Origin of the sequence: Rhodococcus sp. ARP2 (genome assembly GCF_001029585.1) — a bacterium.
Taxonomy (GTDB): domain Bacteria; phylum Actinomycetota; class Actinomycetes; order Mycobacteriales; family Mycobacteriaceae; genus Rhodococcus_F; species Rhodococcus_F erythropolis.
On sequence record NZ_LEKE01000058.1, the window covers coordinates 115,881 to 133,968 of the forward strand.

Annotated in this window: 17 protein-coding genes; 7 read left to right on the plus strand and 10 right to left on the minus strand. The window is 58.6% G+C overall.

Going from position 1 to position 18,088, the window contains the following annotated elements; translation table 11 throughout:
• Window positions 1–106: 106 nt before the first annotated feature.
• From ABX74_RS16245 to ABX74_RS29965, 3 genes are all read left to right on the plus strand, one after another.
• Entirely contained in the window at window positions 107–1,783 is a 1,677-nt protein-coding gene (locus ABX74_RS16245) for an FAD-dependent oxidoreductase (RefSeq protein WP_019749255.1), read from the plus strand.
• A 9-nt stretch (window positions 1,784–1,792) separates the two neighbouring features.
• The gene (locus tag ABX74_RS16250; RefSeq protein ID WP_003941311.1) at window positions 1,793–3,229 is read left to right on the plus strand and encodes an ATP-binding protein; all 1,437 of its coding nucleotides are present in this window, start codon (window positions 1,793–1,795) and stop codon (window positions 3,227–3,229) included.
• A gap of 70 nt (window positions 3,230–3,299) precedes the next feature.
• On the plus strand, window positions 3,300–3,653 hold the full coding sequence (locus tag ABX74_RS29965) for a UBP-type zinc finger domain-containing protein (protein ID WP_003941317.1): 354 nt from the start codon (window positions 3,300–3,302) through the stop codon (window positions 3,651–3,653).
• A 1-nt stretch (window position 3,654) separates the two neighbouring features.
• Here the strand turns inward: ABX74_RS29965 and ABX74_RS16255 are convergent, their stop codons facing one another.
• Together ABX74_RS16255 and ABX74_RS16260 are read right to left on the minus strand one after the other, a co-directional pair.
• Window positions 3,655–3,984, minus strand: coding sequence for a hypothetical protein (locus ABX74_RS16255; RefSeq protein ID WP_047889249.1), 330 nt, complete (start codon window positions 3,982–3,984; stop codon window positions 3,655–3,657).
• A 26-nt stretch (window positions 3,985–4,010) separates the two neighbouring features.
• Window positions 4,011–4,508 carry a DUF3558 domain-containing protein gene (locus tag ABX74_RS16260; protein ID WP_167333750.1) on the minus strand — a complete coding sequence of 166 codons (498 nt, stop codon included), beginning with the start codon at window positions 4,506–4,508 and terminating at the stop codon, window positions 4,011–4,013.
• Window positions 4,509–4,684: 176 nt separating this feature from the next.
• Here ABX74_RS16260 and ABX74_RS16265 point away from each other — a divergent pair, with 176 nt between their 5' ends.
• Entirely contained in the window at window positions 4,685–5,740 is a 1,056-nt protein-coding gene (locus ABX74_RS16265) for a 2,3-butanediol dehydrogenase (protein ID WP_047889218.1), read from the plus strand.
• Here the strand turns inward: ABX74_RS16265 and ABX74_RS16270 are convergent.
• The 3 genes from ABX74_RS16270 to ABX74_RS16280 all read right to left on the minus strand — a co-directional run bounded on the left by ABX74_RS16270 (window position 5,730) and on the right by ABX74_RS16280 (window position 8,009).
• The gene (locus ABX74_RS16270; RefSeq protein ID WP_007726052.1) at window positions 5,730–6,053 is read right to left on the minus strand and encodes a ferredoxin family protein; all 324 of its coding nucleotides are present in this window, start codon (window positions 6,051–6,053) and stop codon (window positions 5,730–5,732) included. The two genes, ABX74_RS16265 and ABX74_RS16270, sit on opposite strands and share 11 nt — an antisense overlap.
• On the minus strand, window positions 6,050–7,639 hold the full coding sequence (locus ABX74_RS16275; protein ID WP_047889219.1) for an FAD-dependent oxidoreductase: 1,590 nt from the start codon (window positions 7,637–7,639) through the stop codon (window positions 6,050–6,052). Before ABX74_RS16275 ends, ABX74_RS16270 begins: the two co-directional genes overlap by 4 nt.
• Before the next feature lie 124 nt (window positions 7,640–7,763).
• The gene (locus ABX74_RS16280; RefSeq protein ID WP_223257939.1) at window positions 7,764–8,009 is read right to left on the minus strand and encodes a hypothetical protein; all 246 of its coding nucleotides are present in this window, start codon (window positions 8,007–8,009) and stop codon (window positions 7,764–7,766) included.
• A 223-nt stretch (window positions 8,010–8,232) separates the two neighbouring features.
• Between ABX74_RS16280 and ABX74_RS16285 the strand changes: the two genes are divergently transcribed.
• Entirely contained in the window at window positions 8,233–8,613 is a 381-nt protein-coding gene (locus ABX74_RS16285; RefSeq protein WP_003941392.1) for a helix-turn-helix domain-containing protein, read from the plus strand.
• Here ABX74_RS16285 and ABX74_RS16290 read toward each other — a convergent pair.
• The 5 genes from ABX74_RS16290 to ABX74_RS16310 form a co-directional block, all read right to left on the minus strand.
• The gene (locus tag ABX74_RS16290; RefSeq protein ID WP_047889220.1) at window positions 8,610–10,403 is read right to left on the minus strand and encodes an AMP-dependent synthetase/ligase; all 1,794 of its coding nucleotides are present in this window, start codon (window positions 10,401–10,403) and stop codon (window positions 8,610–8,612) included. The genes ABX74_RS16285 and ABX74_RS16290 overlap by 4 nt on opposite strands.
• Window positions 10,400–10,861 (minus strand): MarR family winged helix-turn-helix transcriptional regulator, encoded by a 462-nt coding sequence (locus ABX74_RS16295; protein WP_003941330.1) that lies wholly within the window; start codon window positions 10,859–10,861, stop codon window positions 10,400–10,402. Before ABX74_RS16295 ends, ABX74_RS16290 begins: the two co-directional genes overlap by 4 nt.
• An 84-nt stretch (window positions 10,862–10,945) precedes the next feature.
• Window positions 10,946–11,077 carry a putative transporter small subunit gene (locus ABX74_RS30640; RefSeq protein WP_047889221.1) on the minus strand — a complete coding sequence of 44 codons (132 nt, stop codon included), beginning with the start codon at window positions 11,075–11,077 and terminating at the stop codon, window positions 10,946–10,948.
• Between the two features lie 27 nt (window positions 11,078–11,104).
• Window positions 11,105–12,757, minus strand: coding sequence for a sodium:solute symporter family protein (locus ABX74_RS16305; protein WP_189637341.1), 1,653 nt, complete (start codon window positions 12,755–12,757; stop codon window positions 11,105–11,107).
• Window positions 12,758–13,145: 388 nt separating this feature from the next.
• Complete coding sequence (locus ABX74_RS16310) at window positions 13,146–14,444, minus strand: plasmid pRiA4b ORF-3 family protein (protein WP_223257944.1); 1,299 nt, start codon at window positions 14,442–14,444, stop codon at window positions 13,146–13,148.
• Between the two features lie 339 nt (window positions 14,445–14,783).
• Here ABX74_RS16310 and ABX74_RS16315 point away from each other — a divergent pair, with 339 nt between their 5' ends.
• Together ABX74_RS16315 and ABX74_RS16320 are read left to right on the plus strand one after the other, a co-directional pair.
• Window positions 14,784–15,389 carry a T3SS (YopN, CesT) and YbjN peptide-binding chaperone 1 gene (locus ABX74_RS16315; protein WP_047889224.1) on the plus strand — a complete coding sequence of 202 codons (606 nt, stop codon included), beginning with the start codon at window positions 14,784–14,786 and terminating at the stop codon, window positions 15,387–15,389.
• Window positions 15,390–16,198: 809 nt separating this feature from the next.
• On the plus strand, window positions 16,199–18,055 hold the full coding sequence (locus ABX74_RS16320) for an AAA family ATPase (protein WP_144419585.1): 1,857 nt from the start codon (window positions 16,199–16,201) through the stop codon (window positions 18,053–18,055).
• Window positions 18,056–18,088: the final 33 nt, after the last annotated feature.

Sequence of the window (18,088 nt, forward strand, 5' to 3'; positions counted from 1 at the left end):
CCCAGGTCACGATCGCTGGTTCACTCAGAGCGCATCTCCAGCGATTGACGCTCAGCTCAGCAGTCGCATACTGGAGAGGTTGACTACAACTTCGGGAAGGCACCGAGTGAGCGCACCGAAAGCCCCGGCCAAACCAGCGATCCTCAGCGTCGACGACGATCCTGGTGTTTCGCGTGCCGTCGTTCGAGACCTCCGCAAGCGGTACGGCGAGAAGTACCGAATCATTCGTGCGGAGTCCGGCGACCAGGCTCTCGAAACCTTGCGCGAAATGAAACTTCGCGGCGATGCAGTCGCTGTGATCGTCGCCGATTACCGCATGCCCGGTTTGAGTGGAATCGAGTTCCTCGAACAGGCAATGGACCTGTATCCCGTAGCTCGGCGCGTTCTCCTCACCGCGTACGCCGATACTGATGCTGCGATCGACGCCATCAACGTAGTCGACCTCGACCACTACCTCCTCAAGCCTTGGGATCCGCCGGAAGAGAAGCTGTACCCCGTCATCGATGCGCTGCTCGATGCCTGGGCAAGCTCGAGTCATCACCCCGCCGAGGAAACCAAGGTGATCGGCCATCGTTGGTCCGAGCGATCATCCGACGTCCGAGAATTCTTGGCACGCAACCAACTTGCCTATCGCTGGTACATGTCGGACGAGCCGGAAGGCCAACGACTGCTCTCGGCTGCCGGTACCGACGAACTGCGGCTTCCCGTCGTCATCGCATCCAATGGGGATGTCCTCGTCGAGCCCACTGACGCCGAACTCGCCGACAAACTCGGGTTGAGTACCACTCTCTCCGAAGACTTTTACGATCTCGTTGTCATCGGCGGCGGCCCTGCGGGTCTGGGCGCTGCTCTGTACGGCGCTTCGGAGGGACTTCGGACGGTTCTCATCGAACGGCGAGCGACAGGCGGCCAGGCCGGCCAGAGCTCTCGAATCGAGAACTACCTCGGCTTCCCCGACGGAGTTTCCGGCGCACAGTTGGCCGATCGCGCAAGACGCCAGGCAACCAAGTTCGGCGCCGAGGTCATCACCGCGCGAGACGTCACCGGTTTGGAAATCAACGGCTCGGCCCGCACAGTGCGTTTCGACGACGGTTCGTCGGTCGACGCTCATTCGGTCATCTTGGCGACAGGTGTTTCCTATCGCCAACTTTCGGCGCCGGGGCTCGATACATACACCGGGCGAGGAGTCTACTACGGGTCAGCTGTCACCGAAGCCGCTCGGTGCAGCGAGCAGGATGTGTACATAGTCGGCGGCGCCAATTCGGCAGGCCAAGCTGCGGTCTATCTCTCCCGCGGAGCTAGGTCCGTCACCATTCTCATTCGCGGCAACTCGCTCGAAGCCTCGATGTCCTACTACCTGATTCAGCAGATCGAAAAGAATCCGAAGATCACCGTGCGCACGTGCACGGAGGTAGTCGGCGCTGAGGGTGACGATCACCTCGAACGAATCACACTGCGTAACAGAGCCACCGGAGAAGAAGACACCGTCGATGCTCAGTGGTTGTTCATCTTCATCGGTGCCGCTCCCCTGACCGACTGGCTCGGAGACGTGGTGGTCCGCGACGGAAATGGCTTCGTTCTTGCCGGCCCGGACCTTCCGTCCGAAGGCGTCACACCGGACGGGTGGCCGCTCGACCGCGCACCACATCATCTCGAAACCAGTGTCCCCGGAGTGTTTGTCGCCGGGGACGTACACGCCGAATCGGCCAAGCGCGTCGCGTCGGCCGTCGGAGAGGGCGCGATGGCCGTGATGTTCGTCCACCGCTATCTCGCTCAACAATAGGGAGATTCGATGTCCATTCCTGAATGCAGCCCCGACCTGCTCCGCACCCTGTTCCTGTTCGAGAAGCTCACCGACGATCAGCTCGAATCACTGTGCCAGGCAGGCCATATCACCGAGATCGATCGAGGTCAGGTCTACCTCGAAGGTGAGCCTGCCACCTGCTTCTACGTCCTCATCGAGGGCGAGGTGGTGCTGTCCAAGCTGTCGGGCGGCGAAGACATCGAGATCAACAGGACCACCCAGCGCGGCGTTTACTCGGGAGGCTGGACGGCGTATCTCGGCGATCGTGTACCGCAGGTCTACGCGGGGTCGATGCGAGTGACGACTCCTTCGACGTTTTTCGTCCTGGACGCCGACAAGTTCGGCAACGCGATGCGCGAGTGGTTTCCAATGGCGGTTCATCTACTCGAAGGTGTTTTCTTCGGCAAGAAGAACACTCAGCAGATCATCGATCAGCGAGAGCGACTCCTTGCACTCGGATCACTGTCGGCCGGGTTGACTCACGAGCTCAATAACCCTGCAGCCGCAGCGGTTCGAGCGACAGCCTCTTTGCGCGAGCGTGTCGCAGGCATGCGTCACAAACTGGGGATGGTTGCATCGGGCACCTACGACCGCGATGCCCTCGTCACTCTCATGCGACTTCAAGAGGAAGTTGCAGAGGTTGTCGCCAAGGCGCCGACGCTCACTCCCCTCGAAGCCTCGGATCGAGAGGATTCGTTGGGGGAATGGTTCGAGGATCATTCGATTCGAGAGGGTTGGGATCTGGCTCCGACCTTCGTGCAGGCTGGTCTCGACACCGCTTGGCTCGAGAATGTTGCTGCAGCCGTTGACGAGTCCGTACTCGAAGGCGCAATTCGCTGGCTGAATTACACCATCGAATCCGAACTCCTGATGAACGAGATCGCCGACTCCACAACGAGGATCTCGACGCTCGTCGGTGCGGCCAAACAGTATTCTCAGATGGACCGCGCTCCCTTCCAGACCATCGATGTCCACGAATTGCTCGACAGCACGTTGATCATGTTGGGGCAAAAGATCGGAAGCGGAATCGAAGTCGTCAAGGAGTACGACCTTGCGTTGCCTCCGATCGACGCCTACGCCGCCGAACTCAATCAGGTGTGGACCAACCTGATCGACAATGCGGTGTCTGCCATGGACGGATCGGGAACACTCACCGTTCGGACAAGCCGCGATGGCGACCGCGTGTGCATCGAGATCTGCGACACCGGCGCCGGGATTCCCGATGACGTCATCGACAGGATCTTCGAACCGTTCTTCACGACTAAGCCTGTTGGTGAGGGAACCGGTCTCGGCCTTGATATTTCGTGGCGAATTGTGGTCGGCAAGCATCGTGGTGAGCTTCGGGTCACGTCGGAGCCCGGTAACACCCGGTTCAGAGTTTTGCTGCCCATCGCGGGCCCACCGCGGGATACGCGCGACGACTAGTCGCCCTTGCACGGCCGGTAGGCAAAGCGCACGATGAAATGACCGACTTCAGTCAGCGAGAGGGTGGACCATGACCGACGGACTTCCAGCGGGGATCGATCCGAGTGTGCCGCCCAGTGGCGCGGGATGCGTCGAATGCGATGCTAGCGGCGGTTGGTGGGTGCACCTGCGTCGATGCGCGCAGTGCGGGCACGTCGGTTGTTGCGACTCGTCACCGTCGCAGCACGCGAGCAAGCATGCGGCCTCGACAAAGCATCCGTTCATGCAGAGCTACGAACCTGGTGAGGATTGGTTCTGGAGCTTCGAAACCAACGAGGCGTACGACGGACCTGAATTGGCGGCACCCACTTCACATCCCGTAGATCAGCCGACCCCAGGGCCTAAGGGTCGTGTCCCAGCCGATTGGCAGCAACACATCCACTGACTCAGTTCGGTTGGTCGATCGACCTCAAAGTCGAGACGTTCGACGACTCCTGATCGAATGCGTTGTCGATGCAGGCTTGAAACTGAGCCTGCATCGCCTCCACGACCGCGATATGACTCGCCAACACATCGACGAGCGCATCGGGACCACCGACAGCCTTCTGCGCGAACTTGTCCCGCAACGCCTGCGCCGAACCCAGAGTCCCGAAGCCGTCAACTGTTCCCAATCGCTGAGCGGGAACGGAGAGGTTGCGCAACTCAGCAAGCCAGTCGCCGCAATAATCGCGCAGTAGTTCCGCAGTTTTCGGATCGAGTGAAAACATCTCAACCATTGCCGCCATCCCTCTCAACGCAAGTATCACTTTGGTAAGTACGCCAGCAGGGCGATCGCCTGGCGGGTCGCCAATGCACAGACTTCCTCTTGGTGTCGCTCGCCCAGAAATGCGTCCACTCTTACGAACACCGCACCCTGAACAACTGGAATCGCGACCATGCACAGATTTTTTTGGACGTCGGTGACCTCGCGAAAGGTGACAGCGCCGGGAGCAACCATTGGAGCATCACGGATGTCAGTGTCCTTGGGATTTCGACGAACGTCGTCAAGCGTGTGAAATGTCGACCAAACGCCCAGCGCGTACCAGTCGGATTCCCAGCTACAGATTTCGAACTCCGCTTGACGTACGCCGAGCACTCCATTGTCCTCCGTCCCGACATCAACGCCAAGACTCGAGACAACATCGTCCGGGATCGCCGAACATGGATCGAAGAGTCCATCAGCTCCATCTGGGCGAACCGCATGCCCCTCGACCGTCGAGGAACAACCCCCAACCAACAACGCGGCCGCGACCAAGACCACTGCACCCCTCACTCCCACAGCACTCCCCCTCATTCGCGGCCCGCTCACAGTATTGGACGCTCCCCAGCACCGATCGGTTCCACGACATTGCATTCCGTTGCAACCCTTCACCCACGCCGATAATCGGCCTAACGTCGATCTACCAGGGGATTCACAACGAAGTGAGGTGCGGATCAATGAAGGCAGCACGGTTCCACGGGCAGAAAGACATCCGGATCGAAGAGATCCCTGAGCCCGAATTGCGGCCAGGAACAGTCAAGCTGAAGGTCGCATGGTGCGGAATCTGCGGCACGGATCTCCACGAGTACCTCGAGGGACCGATCTTCATCTCCGCACCCGGACACCCGCATCCACTCTCACACGAGAATGCGCCGGTCACGATGGGCCACGAGTTCTCCGGCACCGTCGAAGAGGTCGGCGAAGGTGTCACGGACGTCGAGGTCGGTGAAAATGTTGTCGTCGAGCCGTACTTCGTCTGCAACGAGTGTGCCCCGTGCAAGGCGGGCAACTACCACCTGTGTACGAAGATGGGGTTCATCGGCTTGGCTGGCGGAGGTGGCGGGCTCAGCGAGAAGGTTGTTGTCGACCGTCGCTGGATCCACAAGATCGGCAACATCCCGCTCGACGAGGCAGCTCTCATCGAACCGTTGAGCGTCGCCCATCACGCAGTCGTGCGCAGTGGAGCCGAAAGCGGCAACGTCGCAATTGTGGGCGGAGCCGGACCGATCGGACTCCTCGTTGCGGCAGTTCTCAAGGGTCTGGGTGTCACGACGATCGTCACCGAACTCAGCGAAGCCCGCAAGGCCAAGGCCCTCTCCAGTGGAGTCGCCGACTACGTCATCGATCCCACCACCGAAGACGTCAAAGCGCGCGTCCTCGAACTCAGCGGAGGCATCGGCGCAGACATCGGCTTCGAGTGCGCAGGCGTCAACGCGGTCCTCGACACCATGCTCGACACGGTCCGGCCCGCCGGAGTTATTGTCAACGTGTCGATTTGGGGCAAGCCCGCGACTATCGACATGCAGAAGCTGGTCCTCAAGGAAATCGACCTACGCGGAACCATCGCGTACGTACGTGACCATGAAGCGGTCATCAAGATGGTCCAGGACGGTGTCGTCGATCTGGCGCCATTCATCACCGGTCGTATTCAGCTCGAAGAGTTGATCTCCGAAGGATTCACCACTCTGATCGAGCACAACGACACTGCGGTCAAGATTCTCGTCAGGTCGTAACCGGACGGGGCACCTCCGGGCCCACCGCAGTCAGCGACCCAGGTGCCCGCCCTTTGCCCCATCCGATCTTCTCTCGGTAGCGGCCGATGTGATCGTCCTCGATCACATCGGCCGTTTCCAACGGCGTGGATTGCGGATGCACATACAGCGCATCCGTCGGGCAATATGCCTCACACATGAAGCAGGTCTGGCAATCCGATTGGCGCGCAATCACCGGGACGCCCGACGGCGTCCGATCGAAAACATCTGTAGGACAAACATCTACGCACTTGTCGCAGCCGATGCAGTCAGGCGCGGACACCAGCTCGATCATGACGCCACCAGTGCAGACCCGACAGATTCAGAAGTCCGGGTCCACACCGAATCCAAACCGCCGGTGAGGACGTGATGGTGCTGCGTCACATCGAGTTCGGGATAATCGTCCCGCTTGCTCATTCCCCGAGTCTCGGTCCGCGCCAACGTCGAGTGGTACATCCAGCGACCGACGGCCGTGATCGCGGCAGCCTGCCGCGCCGCCATCCGACCTGCTGGGTCCGCGCCCAGATCCGCACTCACTGCACCCCAGAGCGATTCGAGCTCACCGAGCGCTGCGGATACTCGATCACCGCTGCGGAGGTAGTTCTTGTCGAAGGGAATCAGCTGCGCTTGAGCAGCTTTCACCACATCGTCGGCAGCAAACCCTGTTCGTACCGGATTACGCAATCCGACGGTTCCGGCTCCGCGTAGACCACTGGTAGCCCCGCGTCCGACCGACAGCGCATAGCGCGCGGCGCCGGTGCCCGCCCACGAACCAGAAGACATCGCCCACGCGGCGTTGTGACTTCCCCCGCCGGTAAAACCTCCGCAGATTCGCTCTCGGGTCGCAGCGTCCCCGGCGGCAAACAGTCCTGGAACGGATGACGCGCAATCGTCATCGACGACGTTGATTCCCCCAGTGCCGCGCACCGTGCCTTCTGCGAGCATGCCGACCTCGAATTTGTCGGTGAAGGGATCGATTCCGCGGCGATCGAATTGCAGGAAGAAGTTGGGTTGCCCCAGCCTCATTCGACGCTGCACCTCAGCGTCGGCCCGATCGATCTGCGCGAAGACCGGCTCGTTCCGCAACGTGCTGGCGATGACGGACCTCCCCTTCGCCGAACCGGCACCTTCGAGCACGCTTCCGTCTGCGTGAAAGAACGTCGCGTACGCGTAGTAGGCAGTTTTGGTGATCGTCGATCCGGCCGCTGCGATTCCGTACGCGTTGGAGAACTCCATGCCGGAGAACTCGGCTCCGACTTCGGCTGCCATCAATGCACCGTCACCGGTATCGACATTGGTGCCCAAAGCACCGGAGAGAAACGCACAACCTCCGCTGGCGACCACTACCGCGCCTGCCGAGACGCGGTAGTCCTGATGTTCGTGGCGTTGGTAGCCCGCAGCTCCGCGAACTCGCCCGGCGTCGTCCACCAACAACTCCAGCGCCGGCGAATGGTCGAGGATCCGCACCCCGGCTCGACGAATCCAGGTGCGCATCCGTCGCATGTATTCAGGTCCCTGCAAGCCGGTACGTATCTGCTTGCCCGTGCTGGGGTCGACGGGGAACGGATATCTACCCTCCACCGCGAGGAGATCCATGTTGGAGTAGGTCTGCTCGAGGACGCGGTCCATCCAATGGTGGTCGGCCAGATATCCGCCGAGCGCCTCACGACCGGCCTTTGCCCGCTCACGGGCAGTCGTATCCGGCTCGACGTACCAAACACCCGTTCCGGATGGGGCCGTCGCGCCACTCGTTCCGCAGTAGCCCTTGTCGACCAGGACGACGTCTGCACCGGCCTTGGCCGCACGCAACGCCGCCCACGCGCCGGCGGGGCCACCACCGATCACCAATACATCGGTGGAGAGTTCGAGGACGTCCGTCACTGGCCAGCTCCTGTCAGAGGTCTACGCAACACTTCTGTTGCCGCAATATTCCTCGAACGAACTACCCAGCGCCACAGTCAGAATCACTGTGAACTCAACCAGTCACCGCCGCATCGACAGAGCGCTACGACGCTTCCCGCTCCTCGTCGGTGCACAACGCGGAGTACTTGGCGAAGGCTTCCTGCAAGGTCAGCGATTTGCGTCGCTCGGTGATGTCGCGGGGCTTTCCCTGCACAACACATCGACGAGCATGTTCGATCACAGCTTCACGTATGACGCTGGAAATGTCCGCGCCCGTGAGCTCTTGGAGGGTCTCTAGGGCCCTCAGTTCCTCTACGTCGAATCTCACCGTTACCGATCGTCTAGCCACGCTCAGGATGTTACTTGCGGGTACACCAAATTTGGTGAGTTACATATGCGTCGAGTCGAATATCTTTGGGCGCCAAAACCTTCGAATTCCGATCTACGTGGGTAAATGGTTTTCCACTCACGGCACTCATGTAATACAACGCACACGGCGCTAGCCAGCGTGCCGACGGACACTATCGCTGTCTATGCTTGCGAAACACTGCCTTCGATCGGAGATATACCGCGTGAGCATCGACCACATCGTTTCCGCAGTCGACGGCGACGCTGCCGAGCGAATCAAGACAGCTCTGGCCGAGAGAGCCGCAACCTCGACGGACACGACCACGCTGGTGTTCGACGGCGTGAGCATCGAGATTCCGCCATCGGTCGGCGACGCCGTCGTGCAGCTCCTGACCTACCTCGCTGCCGGCGACAGCGTCGCCCTCGGGCCCGTCGCAGAACTCCTCACCACCTCGCAGGCAGCAGAGATCCTCGGCGTTTCGGACACATATGTACGTAAGCTCGCCGACGCCGGGAAACTCCCGATCGAACTACGCGGCACCCACCGCAGGTTCCGCCTCGATGACGTGATGGCTTACCGCGAGCAGTTCCCCAAACGCGCCTAGCTCTTCGCGTACATTCCTTCGATCTCCTTCGAGAACCGATCGACGACGACATTGCGCTTGATCTTGAGCGTCGCTGTCATCTCACCGTCTTCCTCGGTCAGATCGCGATCGAGAATGACGAACTTCTTGATCGACTCCGCATGCGAGACAGCGGCATTGGCGTCGTCGACGGCCTTCTGCAGCTCCGCTCGAAGGTCCTTGTCGTCACGTAGTTCGGCGACGGTGGCGCCGGAAGGCTTGCCGTTCTCCGACTTCCACTTCTCGAACACCTCAGGGTCGACGGTCAACAGCGCCGTGATGTAGGTCTTCCCGTCGCCGACGACAACTGCCTGCGAGACGATGGAATGCGAACGGATACGGTCTTCCATCGGGCCGGGCGAGACGTTCTTGCCGCCCGCCGTCACCAGAAGATCCTTCTTGCGTCCGGTGATGGAAAGGTAACCGTCGCTGTCGAGTTCACCGAGATCACCGGTTCGCATCCAGCCGTTGACGAATGTCTCTTCGGTGGCCTTGTCGTTCTTCCAGTAGCCCTTGAAGACAACCCCGCCGTTGAGTTCGATCTCGCCATCCTCGGCGATGCGTACCCCGTTGCCGCCCATCGGCTGTCCGACGGTTCCGATCTTCTGAGCACCCGGGACGTTGACGCAGTGCGCTGCTGTGGTTTCGGTGAGGCCATAGCCTTCGTAGATCGGAACTCCGAGCCCACGGAAGAAGTGCCCCAGTTCAGGAGTGAGGGCGCCGCCGCCGGAGATCGCGAACCAGCACTCGCCCCCGAGAGCCTCACGAAGCTTCGAGTACACGAGCTTGTCTGCCACTGCGCGCTTCGCCTTCAAGATCAGCGAGGGACCGCCCTTGTCGAGGGCTTGGCTATATTCCTTTGCAGTGACTTCTGCGAAAGCGAAGATCGCGCCCGGAATCTTTCCACCGGACTCCGCCTTGCGTGCTGCGCCGTCACGAACTTTTTCGAATACACGCGGAACACCGAGGATGGTGTTGGGCTTGTACCGCTCGAATTGAGTTGTAATGGTGGCAAAGTCGGACCAGTGCGCCTGCGAAGCGCCAGCTTCGAACGTCGCAAGTGACACCGCGCGGGCCAGTACGTGAGCGAGCGGCAGGAAGGTCAGGACTCGGTTTCCCGGAACCGCCACCTTGCCGATCGATGCCGTGAGAATCCCGCGCACCTCGGACAAGAAGTTGCGATGCGTGAGGATGCATCCCTTGGGACGGCCTGTGGTGCCGGAGGTGTAGACGAGTGACGCCAGATCGTCGGCCTTGATGCCCGCGAGTCGCTTCTTCAGCTCGGTATCGTCAACGTCGGCGCCCTGTGCGGTCAGCTTTTCGACTGCTCCGTCGTCGATCTGCATGACGGCCTTGAGAGAGCTTGGCGCGTCCTGGAACAGCTGCTCGTGCGCGCCGGTTTCGACGATCGCGATGACGGCCTCGGAGTCTTCGAGGATCCAGCTGACCTGCCCCTGAGACGACGAGTCGTAGATCGGAACGGTAGCGGCGCCGGCAGCCCAGATGGCGAAGTCGAAGAGCGTCCACTCGTATCGGGTCGCGGAGAGGAGTGCGACGCGGTCGCCTGCCTGCACCCCGGCTGCAATGAGACCGTTTGCGACGCCGGTGACCTGCTCGGCGAACTCTTTGGCTGTGACGTCTACCCAACCCTCTCCCTTGGGGCGGGAGAACACCGTCAGTTCGGGCGTGCGCTCGGCGTGAGTGAAGACGGTGTGCACCACAGACTCATTGTCGGAGATGGTGAACTGGGCTTTGGCGCTGTACTCACTCACAGGGTGTCATCTCCGTTGGTCTGCGATTCGATGCTGATTCTGAAGCGGTGGAGTGCGCGGGCGAAGTCTGCGACCTCGGACTCGGTCCAATCGTGCAGCCTGCCGGCGACTTGGTCGAGCCGACGCGCGTCGGCGGCGTCGAGGTATTTGCGGCCAGCCTCCGTGAGGTGCAGCGGATTGCCCTGACGAACGGATCCCGGATCGGCATATACCCAGCCTGCCTCGATGCACCCGCGCACTTGACGCGAGATGGTCGAGCGGTTGACGCCGAAGACTTCGGAGATCTCCGTGGCCTTGCATCCGTCATTGCGGCCGATGAAGGAGAGGAACGAATGCTGGGCGATCGACGGGTGGTCATCGGAATGCCGATCCCCCGTCATCAACTGCCGCGTCAGGTGCACCAGCTCGTCATGAACGGCTGGTGGACCGGTGAGCGCCATTGCTCCGTCGTGTTGCACTGGGCAACTATAACGCTGCCCCCAGTCCCGATTGCAATATGACCGCCGCCACCGAAAAGAAGTCCGTCGGTGGCGGCGTGAAAGTTAGACCAGATCTTCACCCTTGCGGCGGGCAATTGCCCAATCCTTGAAGAACCCCTTGCTGATGACTCCCAAGACAACCAGCACCAACGCCGGCCAGATCAGAACGTAAATGGTCAGTAGAGCTGTACTCATCCGTATCCCTTCCACTTGTCTCGACGGTTACTTTCCGGACGCTCCCACGGCAGGAAGCTCGTCATCGTCGAAGTCTCCCGTCCGCTGTTTGATGAGTTCGAAATCGAATGTCTCACGCTGATTGACGGACATCGCAAAGCACACGACGGTACTGACGGCATAGGCCACCAAAGATCCGCTGAGCGTTGGGTAGTCGTGGAGGAAGCCGATTGCGAACGGCGCGGACAGCACGATCGCCAGGCCACCGACGATCTGCGCAACCTTCAGGCCGAAGAATCCAAATGCCATGAGCCCCAGCACCACTCCGATACCGACAACGGCAACGATGTCGGAGAAGATCCCGAACATCCCATCCATCGGCACCCAACTGAATCGGACGGGCAAGAAGGCTGCAAGCGCCACCAGCACCGACACAGTGAAGGCCTTGTTGGTGACCTTTCCCCAATAGAAGCTCGCGATAACCGGGAACACCAGCGCGCCCCACAGCGCGCCGACGAACACCAACAGATCCAGAATGCTCAATTGCAGACTTGCCAAGGAGATAGCCGCCGCCGTGGCAACAATCATCGTTACTCGGCCGATGAGCAGCATCCGTCGAGGGTTCGCATAAGCCTTGCCTGCGACGGCTTGGCCGTAAACGTCGGTCATCACGATGGACGAGAGCGCAGCAAGGTCCGAGTCCGCCGTCGATGACAGCGCGCCGATGATCATGACAAAGAAGACAGCCAGCAAAATTCCGGGCAGGTACGACGCAGCCATCTGCGGAATCAGGTTGTTGACGTCACCATCCATCGGCTCGATTCCGAGGTACAGCGCGAGAACACCCAGCATTCCGACGCCGATGACAGTGGCGCCATATCCGACGGTTGCGGTGATGAAGGTTGGCTTGATCAGGTCTTCGCGGACCGCGAACAGACGTTGGGCAATGGTCTGGTTGCCGATTGCGTAGGCAAGAACTGCCGCGATGTACGGCGCCCCCTGTTCGAAGAAGGCAACGCTCGAGAAGAAGTTGCCCTGCTCTGCGGTGAGGTTGCCTGCGCCCGACTCGAAAGCAGCGGGGAATCCGGATGCAAAGAAGATGAACGGCACCAAAACCGCTACCGCACCGAGCATTCCGATCAACTGAACGAAGTCGGTCAACACCGAAGCACGGAAACCCGACCACAACGTGTACAGCAAAACGCCCAGCGCAACGATGAACACACCCTGGATGAAGTTGAACGGCGAAAGCAATGCGATCAGCAGACCACCGGCGAGGAAGTTCGACATCAAACTGATGAGACTGCCGACGATATTGGAGCCCGCGAGCATCAGCTGACTCGAGCGTCCGTGCCGTGCGTACATGACCTCAGCCAGCGTGTGGGCTTTCGGCGCTACTTTGCGAATTCGCTGGCCAAACGGATAAATGAAGAGAATCATCAACGCGCCCCATAAACCGTAGTGAATGGGGCCGGAGATTCCATAGGTGTAACCAGAAGTGGCAGATGCATACATCGACGACGCCCAAATCCAGGTGGCCGTCATACTCGCGGCCGAAACACCAAATCCTAATTTATTTCCGGCGGTCATAAAACCGTCGGCATTTTCCTGTTTCTTTCCGATACGAAGAGAAATCAGAAAAGTTCCACCATAAAAAGCAACAAGCAGTGAAACAATTACCAAGGTACTGAACTGGACCATGTCGGACCCCGTCACATGCCACATCCTTCGCACATAATCGGCAGAACAAAGCACAAAACCCCTGTTCAGGATCTTTGCGCTTCGTTTCTGCACGCCCTAGGAGCGACCGCCATACCAACACCGGTCACATATTCAATTGACTAGCAACACGCACTTCGTCTTTTCGGAAACCCAACCTCCACAAAATAAATCTTCTGCGCAAGCTTTTGGCTCGACCACGCAATTCAACAACTGAGAATCGACCATAGCATGATGGCAATTTCGAACAAAAACTCCGATATTTTCCCACCCGAAAATATTCACGTTTCCGCCGCAGTAAAATCGTGCGCTTCCAGCGCATATAACAACTCCGCATCGATTGAAATCGATGCTCGATTCGACCGCTCAGCTACTTCGACAGGACCATCCTGGCAAACCGTCGGCCCCACTCGGGATCGGCGGAAACATGCTCGTCCAGCGGATTGGAGACAATCGCCCCGATCATTCGCAGGTACACGAGAGTGTCTCGCACCATCCACGTCCAATCGTCGTCGCCGAGGCGGGTTCCGTCTGTTGTCGACCAACCCAATGCCGTGAGGCCTTCGATCATCACTTCACTACGTTCGGACTCCGACAAGCCGGCAGCCAACGTAAGGAACAGAATTCGGCCGGCTTCCTGCCCCAACTCGCCCTTTCCCAATGGCATGGCCGTCACGATGTGACGCCACAGCTCGCCTTCATATGCAAGCACTGACGCGTCGAGTCGAGTCAGAATCAATGTGCCTCGGAGTCTCCGGACAAATCTCAGTGTCTTTGCGACTTCAACGAGTACTGCTAATTGCGAGTCACTCCCTGCCGTGACATCGATCCAGTCACTGCCCCAATCGAGTTCGTCTCGGGCAGACGCAACAAGGTCCGGAGGCAGTGACCCGGATGCCGTCAAAACAATCCCACCACCTCGCGCGGAGTTCAGCAGCCACAGCAGTTGGCAGGTTGCTCCCTCACGCATCACCTCGAAATAGTTGTCATATCCGCCACGAAGCTCCGATTTGGCAACTGCGGCAAACAGTTTCGGCGCGGAATGAACCGACAGGCGGCGCAAGAAATTCTCGAACAGCGAGCTTTCCACGGGCGGTGATTTATGCAATGCCACTGCAATGGTGACTGCTGCATTGGACTCTGCGGGAACAAAACGTTCGGGATCGAACAGTCCGGTACTCGCCTGCACGTTCAGGAACTCGCGATACCCGATCGGACCGCCAGAATCCTCCGGCGGGCACGCTCTCTCGCCGTCGAGACAGGATGGCTCAGAAATCGGCTGGTCTTCGACAATCTGCTCGAGAACCAACGTGTGACTCCACCTTGCGCGGGCGTTGTACTCATAACGGACGTACTCCCCGACCGCGGTTACTGCCTCGTCGATCCGGACTTCGTCCTCACCAAACTCGTCTTCCTGGTATCCGTCGCGCTCGATCACCTCTGGCGCGATATACCGATCTGGGCCATTGTCCGTTGAATGATGGACACTCACCCACTGATGAGCGTGTTGATCTCCCCACCCCATCACCGCCTGCACAATCGAATGAAGTTGGTCCAGTTCGATATTCGACGGAACCGAAAACCGTCTCCAAATAGGCGGCGTGATGCAGTCGATTTCGATCCGCATGACAAAGTTCGCCACCTCCGGCCGTCGACGCTGATTCCGCATCTGCCTCGGCGGAAGGACCTTCATCTGGCTTTGCGCCGCTCGATATGCAGCTACCAAACGCAGATGTGAAGCTCGCCGAACTCTCTGACCCGTCATGCATGGAGGCTAGATCTACCCGCCGACAGCCGAGATACTCACTGCCACAAGGTTGCCCGATTTGTCGGGGCTCGCACCTCGTCGCTGGTCGGCTGTCAAGTCCAGATCAACGCGGACGCACCCAGGCATCTTTAATCATCCACTGCGCGGACAATAGTGTGCGCCGATTACCGTAGACCTGACAGCTACCGCACGAAAACAGTGCCCAGCGCCTGCTCGGACTGGCACAGAACATGAGGATCCATGAGCGACCACGACACGACCGCCGACCAGCCCCTCCACATCAACGGCGCAATTGCCTTGGTGACGGACGAGCGCGACGAGTTGGTTCGCCTGTGCGTCCAGACCCTCGCCGAACTACTGGGCAGTGAGCCTGCCACCGATGACGACGGCGACATTGTCGTGCCGGTTCACGGATTTGTCGTCTACGTGACAGTTGCGGATGACGGCCCCCAGATCAACGTCTGGTCCTCGGCCCTGACGGGCCTCGGCAATCCCTCGCACGCTGCGACTCGACTGATCGAACTCGCGCAGGAATGGCCACGCCTGCGCTTCGCCTTCAGCGGCGACCACCTACTGGTCTCCACGATGCTCGACGCCGATCCCTTCGCTCCGCAGCATCTGCTGAACCTGATCGACGAGGTTCACGACTTCACTCACGAACTCGACGACGATTTTGCTGAATCCTTCGGCGGAGACCTCGACTGCGACGCCGATGACGACAGCTACGCCGGAGACTGCAATCCCGGCGGTTGCGGCGGAGACTGTGACTGTGCGTGCGGCGATGATGCAGACGCCGTCGACGGCGAACTCGCCATCAGGGCGGTCACCTCGACGTCCAACAAGTAGGTCTAAACCCGCGACTGCTATTGAGCGCGCTCACGCTTATTGTGCCTTTCAACACCAACGGAAGCGACAGAATCCAACCTCCCGCGGCGAAGGTTGGATACTGTCAATCCCGCGCGATTCATGGGCGGCTTCCCGGTACGGTCACGAACCTGCTGTTGGCGTCGCCTGCCCGATGGATTACGACGGATTCGAGCCTCCAGAGGGCGTGCGTTCGCTGGCCCCAGGCTACGAACTTGGATTCACACAACTTGGACGAGGAATCCAGCGTCGACCTCAATTTGCGGAAACCATCCTGCTCGATTCCGAGAACGGGATGTACCTACGTGGCCGAACCTGGGGTGGAAAATCATCTTTGAAGCCTGTTTCGACTTTTGAGGATCCATCGCAAATGTTCAAGTCCACGCACGAATTACTGCTTGAAGGCCCTCAAACCTCCAGCCATCCGTGCCGACATATCCGCGGGATTCCGTGGGCTTCCACGGCGACCGACCGTTGCCTCGCGTTTTGAGTCTCGCACATCGCGTACACATCTTCGGAGAGGAGTCCGTTCTAACCCACGACAGCGTCCGACGCGCCCAACCCAAGAACAATTCAATGCAGCGGCCTTCGCCTTACCTAAGGGCCACTTTTCTCGATATTTCCGCCAATCCCTGGGATCTGGGTACGACCTACCCGAAAGTTGACGTGACGCCGCACGGACGAGATGAGCAAATCGGCAGTTGAATCGACTGACGTTGCACCAACGGCTGGCCTCGAACCTGCTAGATTCGACGACAAGTTGTCATGAGGTGCGTTACGGGAGGATTGCAATGACTAGGGCCAACGATAACGCATTACGGAGGCGTTTCGGAGATAAGAAGGTTGACCCTGTTATCACCGAAATTAGATTCCCTCTTTACAAGGCTCTTACACCGAACCTCACAATCAGTTTTACTTTTCCAATTACAGCCCTAGTTGGACCTAATGGATCGAATAAATCTTCGATACTTCATGCACTGTACGGATCGCCGGGAGGCAAGAGCCTCTCTGATTTTTGGTTCTCAAGCGCAATGGATGACATAGACGATCGATCAAATAAGCGAGCCGACAGTGATTCACTTCAGCGATTCATCTACAAATATAGAACCCACATCGGATCTCGCGAAGTCATCTCAGAATGCCGCAAAGCGCGGGGAAGTAAACCTTACCGACAGTCCGATATCCCGAAGGCTTTCTCAAACAAAAAGGACCCTGACTATTGGGAACCCACTAAACGGGTGAAACGCGACGCAATGGCGGAGCTTCCTGTAAATGACGCGGATCTTGCACAGCATCTATCGGACACTAAAGATCGATGGAATACAATAACAAAAGAGGTCGTGTACTTGGACTTCCGATCCGAGTTGTCTGCCTACGACAAGTATATGTATCACGCGGCCTACGATCGATGGACTCGAATTCCAAATGGAAAGAAATTTCGCGTACTGAATCAAGCACTTGGGCTCGCGCGAACCTTCAATAAAGCAAAAACATCGGCGGATTCTTCCCGTGTAGTCGAAGACGTTCGTGAGCTTGAACCTCAAGTCGTAAAAGAAATATCGAAGATACTGGGAAAGCAATTTTCCTCAATCAAAATTGTGAAGCACACTTTTTACTCGTCGATAGGGTACTCAGCCAAGCTCACCCTCGCAGGGTCTGAATACTCCGAGGCCCATGCCGGCAGCGGAGAATTTGCGATCGTTCGATTGGTCGACGAAATTTCAAACATGGGAGAAAATGCTCTCCTCCTGCTGGACGAACCTGAAGTATCCCTACACCCGGGTGCCCAAAAGTACCTCCTCGACTACCTGAAATTGCAGGTTCTTCAAAAGGGGACACAGATTGTAATCTCGACACATTCACCATCAATCGTGGAGGAACTTCCACCTGATGCGATTAAGTTGCTAGGGGCTGATCCGGCAACGGGTGACGTGTCCTTAATTTCCGATGAAACGCATCCCAGCAACGCCTTCTTTCATATTGGCCACGTGACTGGACTGACAAAGAAGCGAGTAATGGTCGAGGATTCCCTCGTAAAGGAAATTCTGCTATGCGCAATTCGGTTGAATTGCAAGGAACTTCTAGGAACCGTCGAACCCGTCATTTTCCCTGGAGGGTCAGGAAATCTAATCAAATATTCAATCCCCGCACTAGCATTGTCTAAATCATCAGAGACGGTACTACTTCTGGATGGCGACCAGCGCCTCGAAAATGCAGACTGGTCCCTTATCGAATCGTTGCCCGCAACGCCAGAAAATCGAAAGAAATGGGAAGATCTCGCGACTAGCCTACTCGGTTGTGTACCTACCCATTTTGCCGACACTATGGGCTCAAAGGTTGACGATGCGAGCGTATCCACCAATCTTCAAACTATTCTGAAGTGGAGCAGAGAGAACGTCTTCTACCTCGACGGCAAAGTTCCTGAGGCCGCCATATTGAGCGAGACCGAGGGGACATCGATCGATATGAGCACAGCGGAATCGAAGGCTCGATTCGTCGAGATCGCACGAACCACCTTCAACCTTTCGCAAAACGAGGCAGTACCGGCACGGGATATCCTGTCCACACAGCGGATTTCATTGTCCAAGCTAGGCGAAGACAGCCCTCTTCTGAAATCCGCATGTGCGGCGATAGAAGCAATTCGTTAGGCCACCAGCCCCAGACAGCCCTCACCGCCTGCC

Bases quoted from the DNA above. Each gene is read 5' to 3' on its own strand.
- ABX74_RS16250 (WP_003941311.1), top strand. From the start codon at position 1,793: ATGTCCATTCCTGAATGCAGCCCCGACCTGCTCCGCACCCTGTTCCTG.
- ABX74_RS29965 (WP_003941317.1), top strand. From the start codon at position 3,300: ATGACCGACGGACTTCCAGCGGGGATCGATCCGAGTGTGCCGCCCAGT.
- ABX74_RS16255 (WP_047889249.1), bottom strand. From the start codon at position 3,984: ATGGTTGAGATGTTTTCACTCGATCCGAAAACTGCGGAACTACTGCGC.
- ABX74_RS16265 (WP_047889218.1), top strand. From the start codon at position 4,685: ATGAAGGCAGCACGGTTCCACGGGCAGAAAGACATCCGGATCGAAGAG.
- ABX74_RS16270 (WP_007726052.1), bottom strand. From the start codon at position 6,053: ATGATCGAGCTGGTGTCCGCGCCTGACTGCATCGGCTGCGACAAGTGC.
- ABX74_RS30640 (WP_047889221.1), bottom strand. From the start codon at position 11,077: ATGAGTACAGCTCTACTGACCATTTACGTTCTGATCTGGCCGGCGTTG.
- ABX74_RS16305 (WP_189637341.1), bottom strand. From the start codon at position 12,757: ATGGTCCAGTTCAGTACCTTGGTAATTGTTTCACTGCTTGTTGCTTTT.
- ABX74_RS16310 (WP_223257944.1), bottom strand. From the start codon at position 14,444: ATGCGGAATCAGCGTCGACGGCCGGAGGTGGCGAACTTTGTCATGCGG.
- ABX74_RS16315 (WP_047889224.1), top strand. From the start codon at position 14,784: ATGAGCGACCACGACACGACCGCCGACCAGCCCCTCCACATCAACGGC.
- ABX74_RS16320 (WP_144419585.1), top strand. From the start codon at position 16,199: ATGACTAGGGCCAACGATAACGCATTACGGAGGCGTTTCGGAGATAAG.